The following is an 11,961-nucleotide window of genomic DNA, read 5'->3' on the forward strand; positions in this document are numbered from 1 at the left end:
GTGTTTAACTTGAAGAAAAAACCTGTATCTAAAGTTATTTCTATCATCTTTTTACTATTTATGGCGTTCATATGGGTCATTCCATTGTTGTATACAATAGTAACAACGTTTAAGAGTGAAGTGGATATTCAATCAAACGGCTTTACCATTTTACCGATTAATTGGGTAATTAGTAATTATCAAGATGTCCTATTTGAAAACTCAAGTGCACCTGTTGCAAAGTGGTTTTTGAATTCACTTATTATTTCGGTGTCACAAACGGTAATAGTTTTAGTAATTGTTTCATTAGCGGGTTTCGGTTATTCCAGAATGAAATTCAAAGGCAGAGATGCTATCTTTATCTTTTTAATGGCAACAATGATGTTCCCAGCAGTTGTCAATCTGATCCCACTATATAAAATAATTGATACATTAGGTTGGGTAAATAATTATTTGGCAGCAATTGTTCCAGGTACAGCTGCAGTGTTTAATATTTTCTTAGTAAAACAATTTATGCAAGGTATTCCGAAGGATTTTGATGAATCGGCAAGAGTGGATGGTGCTTCGGATTTTCAAATTTTCACTAAATTGATATTGCCACTTATTAAACCTGTGTTAACTGTTGTAGCATTGTTTACATTTACTGGATCTTGGAATGACTTCCTATGGCCTTCTATCGTGTTTAATGATGTTGAAATGATGCCAATTACCCCTGGACTACAACTACTTCAAGGTATGTATGCACTTGATATTGCTCATGCATTAACTGGTGCTCTCATTGCTATTGTTCCGACATTTATTCTGTATTTATTTACACAGAAATACTTTATGGAATCACTTTCATTGTCTTCAGGTGTTAAGGGTTAATAGAATGTATGATTATTTATCGTCATAGTTATCAAAAAAGAATAGGAGGTCTAATGATGAATAGAAAGCTAGAGAGAAGATTAGTAATAATCGGTTCCGTATGGCAGATAGTCTCAGGGCTCCTTACCATTTTTGTTTATGCATCTTTTATTAAAAAAGAGGGATTAAATGCCTCATATAACTCTCTTGCAAAATTAGAAGCAGTCCAATCAATTTTTGGCAGTATGTACATGTTTTCAGTAACCTTTGGCATGTTATTTGTTATATTAGGCATTTTAAACTTATATTTAGCTAAAACATTGAAAGATGATAAAGCAGAAATTAAGAAACCTATATGGTTTATGTTTTTAGGTTTATCTTCGTATTTAGTGATGGATGTTTTGGGTTCACTAATGTTTCTATCTTCAGGAATTCTAGCATTAGCTAAGAATAAACCAATATCAAAGTTGGGAAACTATCAGTTCCAAAATCAGTAAGTAAAAGGACAGTATGAAAGATAACCCCACATTCATTAAAAGAATCAATAGTATAACCAAAGTAAAGACTACTTCCCTTTATTAGGTTAGCTATTGATTTTTATTTTCTATTTTTACTGAAATAACCGGGTATATCTTTGTGTCTAATGTATAAGGAGAAAAGTCCGCATTAAATATCTAGTATTAAATTAACTATTTGTATGTCGTCCCATTAAATGCGAGCGTTTACAAAAAAGAGGAAATTTAGAATGATAGTTTAATAGTTTTCAAAGTGTTTGAAGCTCACTAAAAAGGAGAGGATTTTTCTTGAAAGAATTAATATCAATAGCAATAGCTGTAAGCCTGTTTTTATCAATCCCTTTATCAACATTTGCATATCATAACCCATTTAATTTATCAGATTCTTGGGAGTGGGATACGGGAGTGTTTTATGGAGAAGGAGATCCCTATATTTTAAAACATAACGGTATTTACTATCTATATGTAAGTACAGTAGATGACAAGAGTGGTGTAAAAGCTTGGAAGTCAGAGGATTTAGTGAATTGGGAATATGGTGGATTAGTTACTAAGGAACCAACAACAAAGGCTGCCTATGCACCTGAGGTTGTCTATTGGAACGGTGATTTTTATATGTATACATCCCCAGGAGGAAATGGTCATTATGTGTATAAAAGTTCTAATCCACTGGGACCATTTGTGAAACAAACGGAAAACCTTGGAATGGGTATCGATGGACATGTGTTTATTGATGATGACGGTAAATGGTATTTCTACAGTACTGGTGATCAGAGAATTGATGCCCGACCGATGACTGACCCATATACATTTGGTCAATTATCAAATACTGGAGCACAAATGAATGGTTGGACAGAAGGAGCAACCATCCTAAAAAGAAATAATCAGTACTATATGACCTATACCGGTAATCATGTGTGGAACAAAGCATACCGTGTTGATTATGCTAGCAGTGATTCTCCTATATCTGGATTTTCTAAGAATTTATCTGAAAACCCTATCTTAATTAATACAGAGGGTTCGAATGTAGGGGTAGGTCATAATTCAGTTGTCCGAGGACCAGATCTTGACTCTGAGTATATGGTTTACCATAGTCATGCAAATCCAGGAAGATACATGAATCTTGATCGAATTGCTTGGAATGGAGATAAAATGCTGGTTCTTGGACCAACAACTACTTCTCAGCCTAACCCAGATTTACCTGACTTCAGTGATCGATTCTCCCAATCATCCATTGAAGATTGGGAGAATATAAGTGGAGGAAACTGGACCGTTGCCTCAGACATGTCAGGCTGGCTTCAGCAAACAACAAAGGGTGATACGAATTGGTACAAACAAATTACATCAGATAGCACCTCCGCAGTCTACACAGCTGAATTTAATATGAAGACAATCAATCAAGGTAGTAGTAGTAATCCACGCTTTGGTGCTGTGTTCTCCTATACGGATGAAGATAACTATGGAATGGCTGTACTTAGTCCAAAGAAGAATCAACTTGAAACCTTCTTCCGTGTAAATGGAGTGGATCAAGCATGGGAAACGTCTGATCTTCCAGAAGACTATGACTATAGGAAGCTCCATCAAATTAGGGTAGAAAAGAATGATTCAGATTTTAAGATTTTTGTTGACGGGATGCTAAAGCAAACTAGAGAAATTAACGATCTTAATGAGGGGAAAATCGGATACACAACATCAGATATCCATGCAGCATTTGGTTATACAGCTTTCAGCAATAAAGTAGATGGAAGTAATGTGTATGATGCGTACAAGCCTTTACCAGGAAAGATTGAGGCTGTTCATTATAATACAGGTGGCGAAGGTGTAGGCTATCATGACACAACAAAGGAGAATATAAGCGGACAATATAGACAAGATGCCGTTGATATTAAAGAGAATTCAGAAGGCGGAAATCATGTAATTTTGAATGAAAAAGGTGAATGGCTAAACTACAATGTAAATGTTGCCGAAGATGGCAAATACAATATGGATTTAAGAGTGTCAGCATCAAATGATGATACCCAAGTAAAAGTAGTATTAGATGACTCTGTTGATTTGACAGGAGTCATAAAAATACCTAAAACAGATGAGTGGAAAACACTTTCAATTGAGGGGATCGATTTACCCAAAGGACAACATACCATAAAGGTGATCGTAGAGAATGGAACATTTGAATTTTCTAATATGAACGTCCAAGAGAACAAAGAAGTTGATGTGTTATTATCTGATTTCAATGATGGTACTAGTAATGAGTGGGAGGAAATAGAAGGGTTTTGGACAGTTAATACAAATAAGTCCAATACATTTGATGCATACAAACCAATACCAGGTTCAATAGATGCTGCCTACTATATTACTGGTGGAGAAGGGGTAGCTTACCATGAAACAACACCTGAAAATATTGGTGGCGCCTTAAGAGGAGATTCAGTTGATATCCGTGATAATCCAAAAGGTGGTACTGCGGTTGGTTGGAACCAAACAGGTGAATGGTTTAAATACAATGTATCTGTAAAAGAAACAGGTCTTTATAATGTCCAGCTTAACGCAGCGACTACATTCAAGGATGCAAAGGTCCGTTTATGGTTAGATGATGAGACTGATTTGACAGGAGTTCTGGATGTACCTAGTACTGATGATTGGAATGATTGGCAGCCTGTTATTAAAAATGGAATCACATTGCCAGAGGGAAATCACACGATTAAAGTTGAAATAGTAGAAGGCGAATTTGATTTTACTAGATTAGACTTCACATCCTTTGATATTCATAAGCAATTGCCGGGTATTATTGAAGCAGCAGAATACAATCTTGGCGGAGAGGGTGTTGGCTATCATGATAGAACCCCGGAAAATATTGGTAGAAAATACAGAGATGATTCGGTAGATATCCGAGTAAATTCGGAAGGTGGCTACGCTGTTAGTTCGAATCAAACAGGTGAATGGCTGAAATATGATGTAGACGTTCTTGAAGAAGGTACATATGGACTAGATATAGTTGCTTCTTCAGTCCAAGATGGAGGGAAAATAAAACTCATCTTAGATGACGAGATTGATTTAACAGGAGAAATAGACATTCCAAATACGGGTGGTTTGAATAATTGGCAAAATGTTTCATTACAGGATATTTCATTACCAGCAGGAAAGCACACATTAAAAGTAGTTATCGTAGAAGGAGAATTTGATTTATCAAGACTTACACTGCACGGGTTTGATCAACATAAGAAGCTGCCTGGAAAAATCATGGCTGCTGATTATATAACAGGTGGCGAGGGTGTTGGTTATCATGATAATTCTGCTGAAAATATTGGTGGCGAATATCGAAGAGATGCGGTAGATATCCGTGTTAATCCCGAAGGAGGCTATAATGTTGGCTGGAATCAAGCAGGTGAATGGTTGAAATATAATGTAGATATTGAACAAAATGAGCACTATAAACTAGATTTAAGAGTCACAACTGATTTGGAAGGAAGTCAAATTAGATTATGGCTTGATGACACTGTTGATTTAACAGGAATTATCGATGTTCCTAGGACAGGTGGATGGGATAACTGGGCAAGTGTCATTAAAGAAGATATTTCTTTACCAGCTGGGAAACATACAATTAAGGTGGAAATGGTAAAAGGGGAATTTGACTTTAGAAGTATTGATTTATCATTAGATGATGAAGAAAAAGAACAGATTACCGAAGGAGAATACAGTACAGCACCAGGCACTTTTGCCAAATCTGTCATTGGAGATAGTAAGTGGAAAGACTACATGATTGAAACAGATATCAATATTGGAGCTGGAACCGGTGATGGAGGTCTAATCTTCAGAGTGAATAATCCAGCTAATGGCATAGAGCTAGGGCAAAATAATCCTTATTTTATGCAAGGTTATGTTGCATATATCAATAAGGACGGAGTTCACTTAGGGAAATCAAATTATAATTGGACATATTTAGAAGGTGCAGAAATAAGCAAGCCATTAAATAAATGGCAGCATATGAAAGTTACGGTAAAAGGAACAAATATAAAAGTATTTGTTGGAGATATGGTTAACCCTTTAATTGATTATACAGATAACAGTAGTACTGCATTTACACATGGGAAAGTAGGGCTTAGATCACAATATAATTATACGAAATTTGATAATTTTCTTGTGAAACCTTTAGAACCAAGTCATTCGTCAATACAAAAATTGCTTGATTTGTATAATACATCTGGGAATATTGAGCACAGTCTTTATGAAAAATTAACCAATAAGCTGGATCAGTCGAAGCATCATTTGGACAAAGGTAAAAATGACCAATCGATTAAACATTTAAATGACTTTAGAAAGTTTCTTGAAAAGGATAAGGAAGCTAATCTATCTAGAAAAGCAAAGAAAGTACTGGATGAAGATTCTTTGATATTACAGAGTATAATAGAAGATAAAAAGTAAGACAAAAAAATAATAATAGGTAGTACATATGTAGCTACCTATTATTATTGAGTCTGTATTAAGTGGAAAACCATTTAATTATTATTATAAAGAGAATTTATTTCATTTTAAAAGTTAACTCTGATAAGGAGGAATATTATGGAGACACAGAATAAAGACAACAATCGTGATTGGGAAAAATCTACGTTTATGAATCCTATTCTTGAAAGTGGGCCCGATCCATATATTCATAAACATATAGACGGAAACTATTACTTTACAATTACCTTAAGAAATTGCATAGCTCTATGGAAGAGTTCGACGATCACAGGAATTTCTAAAGCAAAGAAAACGATAATTTGGATTCCTCCAGCAGAAGGTCCGTATAGCTACAATATTTGGGCACCGGAAATCCATTATATAAATGAAAAATGGTACATTTATTTTACTGCTAATGATGGTGGAGGAGATGACACACGGAGGATCTGTGTATTGGAAAGTTCCTCATCAGATCCATTACTTGATGAATGGAATTTCAAAGGTGCTGTGAATACTGAGTTACCAGGTTTAGACGGAACAGTCCTTCAGCATAAAAATGAATTATATTTCCTATATTCAGGATACGGACATTTTCCCGACTACGGATCTGCTCTTTATATAGCAAAAATGGATAATCCATGGACACTGAATGGAGAAAACGTATTAATATCAGCTCCGACAGAAGAGTGGGAAAAACAAGGGGGAATGGCCATTAATGAAGGTCCAATTTTTCTTAAAAGAAGCGGGAAAATATTCCTGGTGTTTTCTGCAAGTGCAACATGGTCAGATGATTATTGTTTAGGAATGCTAACAGCAAGTGACACAGATAATTTAATGGATCCTACTTCTTGGGTAAAAAATCCAAAACCAGTTTTTGTTAAGAATGTAAAGAATCGAGCCTTTTCCCCTGGTCATAATTGCTTTACTCAATCTCCAGATGGAACGGAGGATTTAATCGTTTACCATGCCTTTTCTTTTTCAGAGGATGAAGGCGATCATCGATTGGGACATCTTCGCAACCCTAGAATTCAAAAATTCAGCTGGAATCAAAATGGAACACCTAATTTTGGAACACCACTTCCGGCTTATACACCTATGCTCAAACCTTCAGGAGAATTGTAGGAATCTAGGAGAAGTTCTTTAAGGTTTAGCATGAGGTTAGTATATAATGAAGTAAATATTATGTGTTTCCTTTTATAATAGTAAATCCTTAATATATACATTTATCTTTTTTAAAAATAGACCATACACCTTGATAATATTGTCAATCACATTGAAATAAATGTTTTCGTAAGGATGTTGTTTATGGAAAAGCACCTATACGTATGTAGTATGTATCGTGCTTTTTTCGCTTTAAACTATTTCATTTTCTTTGAAAATAGCCTTGCTGACTAGAGGAAAAGACTCAATGTGATTTTTTAGGTACTAAACAACAATCGTTTAAAAAGGGCTATAATTAGGAGGTTTCGAGTGTGAATACAAAGAATAGAACGATCATTTACTGGTCGTTATTAAAATGTAACGAATGGGAAATGTTTATTGCTGCGACATCGAAGGGCTTATGCTACGTAGGTTCAGAAAATAGTTCGATTGATGAAATATCAGCATGGGCAGAAAAGCAGAAACCTGGAAGTATTCTTGTTGAAAATGAAGAAAAACTTCAACCTTATGCCAAGGAACTGATCGAATATTTAGAGAGAAGAAGGACAAATTTCACCTTTACCATGGATTATATGGGGACACCTTTCCAACTTGCTGTATGGAGGGCACTTTGTGAAATCCCTTATGCTCAAACAAGAGTTTATTCAGATATCGCAAACACGATAAATAAACCATCTGCAGTGCGTGCAGTGGGAGCTGCAATTGGTGCAAATCCAGTGCTAATTACTATCCCTTGTCATCGTATAATTGGCAAGAATGGCTCACTTACTGGTTACCGTGGTGGATTGGGGATGAAGACGAAACTATTAGGTTTGGAGAAGGAAGATTTAGTCAGGAATTTAGAAAAGGAACCTTCATGAAAAGTGAATGGTTCTATAAAAATCCAAAGACAATATTAAATAAAGGTACAGGATTTCTATCGGGTTACAGTCATTCGTTAAACCCCTATACAGGGTGTTCCTTTGGTTGTTCCTATTGTTATGTCCGGCAAATGCCAGTATCCCTCTTTCGAGATGGGGAATGGGGAGATTGGGTGGATATAAAAAATGGAGCAGCTGATTTGTTAAGAAAAGAACTCCGTAGGGCTAAAGCAAAAGGGAAGGTAACTATTTTCATGTCCTCGAGCACAGATCCTTATCAGCCTATCGAACATAAGGAAAAAGTGACCAGATCATTGCTAGCAGTAATGGTAGAAGATCCACCAGATTTTTTATTAGTGCAGACGAGAAGTCCACTTGTTCGACGTGATATCGATTTGCTTAAACAATTAAAGGAGAAGGTAAGAGTAAGCATGACAGTTGAAACTGATTCAGAGACAATCAGAAAGCACTTTACTCCTGATGCACCTCCCATTCAGGCTAGGTTAAAGACACTTGAGTTATTAAAGCAAGCAGGTATACCGTCTCAAGTAGCCATTGCCCCAGTATTACCTAGTGGTGAACACTTTCCAGGTAAACTTCATGCTGTTGTTGATCGTGTTTGCATCGATGATTATTATATGGGTGATGGTAGTGGCGGAAATCGGACGAAACGACTAGGTATTTATAAAAAGTACCAAACGCTTGGTTTAGAAGAATGGTATGGTCCGCATGCGTATAAAAAAATATATGAGAGATTGTCTCATGTTTTTCCAAAAAATCAAATTTATGTGAGTCAGCAAGGATTCGAACCTTAATAGTGAGTGTTCAAAAAGGAGGACAAAAAGAGCGGAGAAGTTCAAGGAGTTGCAAGCTGACGCCGAAATTCGACAGCTATTTTTCCCGGACTTTTTGAACTTCCTCTAATAGTATAAAACGAAAAGGGATGACTAAGGTGAGTAGTAAAACGAATGCAATGAGAATCGTAGATCGACATAAATGTGAATACAATATTTTGAGCTATGAGACAGCTGATGGGAAGATAAATGGATTGGAAGTTGCTGAAAAAATAAACAGATCAAAAGAAATGGTTTATAAAACGTTAGTAGCTTATCGAGAACACAATCTTTATATCTTTGTCATTCCGGTAGCTGAAGAACTTGATTTGAAAAGGGCAGCAAAAGCGACAAGTGAGAAAAAGCTAGAAATGTTCCCTGTGAGAAACCTTCAGAAATGGACAGGTTATATTCGCGGTGGGTGCTCGCCAATAGGCATGAAAAAGAACTATCCAACCTACATTGACAGTAGTGCCAAGGATTTAAAGACAATTATTGTTAGTGCCGGGAGGATAGGTTCACAGTTAGAAATTGACCCTAAGGACCTTGCAGACATTGTAGATGCAAAGTTTATTCATTTAATAAAAAATGAGGATGAACCAAAGTGACCTTTGATGCATCCTCATTTTATTTATCGTCTTTAACCGATTAACGAGATAATGATCATTAATGCAAAGAGTATTGTAAGGTGATTTAGTGAAAATATAAACATTAACTTTGCCCACTTCGCATCATCAAGCTTTTTAAAGCCCCAAATACCAAGAATCATCCATATAAAGGTTAGTCCAAACATACTAAAAGTAATGATTTTACTGAATGGTAGAAATAGTAGTGAAGCGCATTGTAGCAGGATTAGGTATAAAAGGGATTGAACCTTTGTTCGGTGAACCCCCTTTATAACAGGAAGCATTGGTACGCCCGCAGCTTTGTATTCTTCCATTCGTCTAAGTGCAATTGCATAAAAATGAGGAGGCTGCCACAAAAACATAAAAACAAATAATCCTATAGCAACAGGGTGTAGAAGATCAGATGAAATAGCAGCCCAGCCAATAAGTGGAGGCATTGCACCAGAAAGACTACCTACCTCGGTATTATAAATCGTTGTCCGTTTAGTCCAGATTGTATAGGGAAATACATACAAGAAAAATCCGAGAAAGCCCATGAAAGCAGCCATTTTTGACACGATTAATAATAGTGATATTCCAATCGCAACCAGTATAATACCTAGCCATAACGCAAATATTGGATGAATAGACCCATCAACAGTAGGACGATCTTTTGTTCTCTTCATTAAGGAATCAATATCGCGGTCATAATAGTTATTTATAGCCCCAGACCCACCAACTATTAAGGATGTCCCAATTAAGGAGACCAGTATAATGGGAAGTTTTTCAAAAAAGCTGAAGTCATATATATATAATGCAAAACAAAGTCCTGCAAACATCCCCATCAGATTAGATTTAATAATTCCAGTTTTTATAATTAATCGTAACATTTTCCATGAATAATAGTGTTTCATGGAAAATGAATCTTTAATAATCACTTCTGTGTCCTTCACAATCATTCTCCTCAGTTTATTACAATTTCAAGGTTTATTTTAAAAAGGATCCATGAAATCATAGAATTAATAAATTTACTCCAGTGACATGTAAAATCCCACTTGTATTTGTAAGCCAAGTAGGAAATTTAATTTTATACTTCATTCAATTGTAAGTCTAGGTTTTGATTCTTTAATTTTGTCGTGATAAAAGTAATTCTCCTCTTTATTATGAGGGGAAAATAGTGATATTGTCCTTTATATTGTAAAGTACACATTATTGTCAAAAAGCTATTGCAATTTAGGTACATTTTAGCTAGAGCTATTTTAATAGATAGCATTCTAGTCTTATACTTTAATTATTAATCAACCGTTTCTGATTCATTATACGTTTTTTTTCTAGTCATGTAAGGGGAATGTTTTTCACTTAGGCTCTTTTCTAAAAGTTTGTTGCTCTAGTATTATGTAAATTCAAGCAATCTCCAGAGGAATATCAGAGAAATTTTGCGAAAAGAGCACGAAGATATACTTACAACGTGTACATTAGTACTTTGTACGGAAAACATCAATCTTTGCGAAACAGCCTTCACTTATCATCGTTATAAGATACGTTCTGATTAATATTCCAAGATATAAATTCTTTTCCAATATTGTTGACAAATTGTGAAGAAACTTCGTCTAATTTTCGAAACTTATCTAAATTGAATCAAAAAGTAGGTTTCTGATGTTCCGTTTTTCATACCATTTGGTAGTATATGTAGGTGATTACTTACATTGTTATTTAAATCGTATAATATGATTCGAAATTTTGGTTAGAAAGGATGGTGAACAAAGATGTTCAGAAAAATGAAACCATATTTAATTCTAATTACAGGATTACTATTTCTATTTGTATTAAGTGGTTGTAGCGAACTGATTGTCCTAGATCCGAAAGGGCCAGTTGCTGAAAAACAACGTGATCTTATTATGCTATCAATCTATTTTATGCTTGTTGTTGTTGTTATTGTTTATGTCTTGTTTACCTTTATTGTTGTGAAATATCGTGATCATAAAAATAGAAGCGATAAAGATTATGAGCCAGAAATGCACGGAAGTACCAAGTTGGAAATTATTTGGACGATTATTCCGATTATCATTGTTACTGCTTTATCAATACCAACAGTTAATGCCCTTTATGAATTAAAGGAACCTCCAAAGGATACAGCTCATAAAGATCCTATTGTTATTCATGCTACCTCCGCTGATTGGAAATGGATATTTAGTTATCCTGAGGAAAACATTGAAACAGTGAATTATCTAAATGTACCTGAGGATCATCCGATACTTTTCAAAGTTACTTCTGCTGATTCAATGACATCATTTTGGGTTCCGCAAATAGGTGGCCAGGTATATGGTATGCCAGGAATGGTCAATGATCTCTATCTTCAGGCAGATGAGCCAGGGGTGTATGATGGTAGAAATTCCAACTTTACAGGCGAGCAAATGGCTGATCATGAATTTGACTTTGTTGCCTTAAAGGAAGAAGAATATGAAGAATGGGTGAAAGAAACACAAGAAAATGCGCCAAAATTAATCGAAGAAACTTACGAAAAATTAATGTTACCTGGAACAGTCGATGAAATGACATTTTCATCAACACACCTAGATATTGTTGATCATGGTATGGATTCAGGAGAATATGCGCTACAGATTAGAGAGAAATATGGGGTTATCGAAAAATCTCATGATAATAAAGAGTCAGATAAAGTAGAGTCAGATTCAGACAATGAATCGAACACTCATCATCATCATCATTAAGA

Annotated in this window: 9 protein-coding genes; 8 read left to right on the forward strand and 1 reads right to left on the reverse strand. The window is 35.4% G+C overall.

Annotated elements, in window-relative coordinates:
- From AC6CHR_RS03695 to ybaK, 7 genes are all read left to right on the forward strand, one after another.
- On the forward strand, window positions 1-846 hold the full coding sequence (locus tag AC6CHR_RS03695) for a carbohydrate ABC transporter permease (protein WP_498247134.1): 846 nt from the start codon (window positions 1-3) through the stop codon (window positions 844-846).
- A 56-nt stretch (window positions 847-902) separates the two neighbouring features.
- Window positions 903-1,322 (forward strand): hypothetical protein, encoded by a 420-nt coding sequence (locus tag AC6CHR_RS03700; RefSeq protein WP_498247135.1) that lies wholly within the window; start codon window positions 903-905, stop codon window positions 1,320-1,322.
- A 306-nt stretch (window positions 1,323-1,628) separates the two neighbouring features.
- Complete coding sequence (locus tag AC6CHR_RS03705; protein ID WP_498247136.1) at window positions 1,629-5,753, forward strand: carbohydrate-binding protein; 4,125 nt, start codon at window positions 1,629-1,631, stop codon at window positions 5,751-5,753.
- Between the two features lie 138 nt (window positions 5,754-5,891).
- Window positions 5,892-6,893: a glycoside hydrolase family 43 protein gene (locus tag AC6CHR_RS03710; RefSeq protein ID WP_498247137.1), complete on the forward strand. Its 1,002-nt coding sequence runs from the start codon at window positions 5,892-5,894 to the stop codon at window positions 6,891-6,893.
- 350 nt (window positions 6,894-7,243) lie between these two features.
- Window positions 7,244-7,792: a methylated-DNA--[protein]-cysteine S-methyltransferase gene (locus AC6CHR_RS03715; protein ID WP_498247138.1), complete on the forward strand. Its 549-nt coding sequence runs from the start codon at window positions 7,244-7,246 to the stop codon at window positions 7,790-7,792.
- Entirely contained in the window at window positions 7,789-8,607 is an 819-nt protein-coding gene (locus AC6CHR_RS03720; protein ID WP_498247139.1) for an SPL family radical SAM protein, read from the forward strand. Before AC6CHR_RS03715 ends, AC6CHR_RS03720 begins: the two co-directional genes overlap by 4 nt.
- A 158-nt stretch (window positions 8,608-8,765) precedes the next feature.
- Entirely contained in the window at window positions 8,766-9,233 is a 468-nt protein-coding gene (gene ybaK, locus AC6CHR_RS03725; protein ID WP_498247197.1) for a Cys-tRNA(Pro) deacylase, read from the forward strand.
- A 32-nt stretch (window positions 9,234-9,265) separates the two neighbouring features.
- Here ybaK and cyoE read toward each other — a convergent pair whose 3' ends face one another.
- Window positions 9,266-10,183, reverse strand: coding sequence for a heme o synthase (gene cyoE, locus AC6CHR_RS03730; RefSeq protein ID WP_498247141.1), 918 nt, complete (start codon window positions 10,181-10,183; stop codon window positions 9,266-9,268).
- Between the two features lie 813 nt (window positions 10,184-10,996).
- Between cyoE and qoxA the strand changes: the two genes are divergently transcribed.
- Entirely contained in the window at window positions 10,997-11,959 is a 963-nt protein-coding gene (gene qoxA, locus AC6CHR_RS03735) for a cytochrome aa3 quinol oxidase subunit II (RefSeq protein WP_498247142.1), read from the forward strand.
- The last annotated feature ends 2 nt before the right edge of the window (window positions 11,960-11,961 follow it).

Source organism: Metabacillus sp. GQ13, assembly GCF_059758525.1.

Excerpts from the sequence above, each read along its gene's own strand:
- AC6CHR_RS03710 (WP_498247137.1), top strand. The coding sequence starts at position 5,892 with ATGGAGACACAGAATAAAGACAACAATCGTGATTGGGAAAAATCTACG.
- AC6CHR_RS03720 (WP_498247139.1), top strand. The coding sequence starts at position 7,789 with ATGAAAAGTGAATGGTTCTATAAAAATCCAAAGACAATATTAAATAAA.
- qoxA (WP_498247142.1), top strand. The coding sequence starts at position 10,997 with ATGTTCAGAAAAATGAAACCATATTTAATTCTAATTACAGGATTACTA.
- ybaK (WP_498247197.1), top strand. The coding sequence starts at position 8,766 with ATGAGAATCGTAGATCGACATAAATGTGAATACAATATTTTGAGCTAT.
- AC6CHR_RS03700 (WP_498247135.1), top strand. The coding sequence starts at position 903 with ATGAATAGAAAGCTAGAGAGAAGATTAGTAATAATCGGTTCCGTATGG.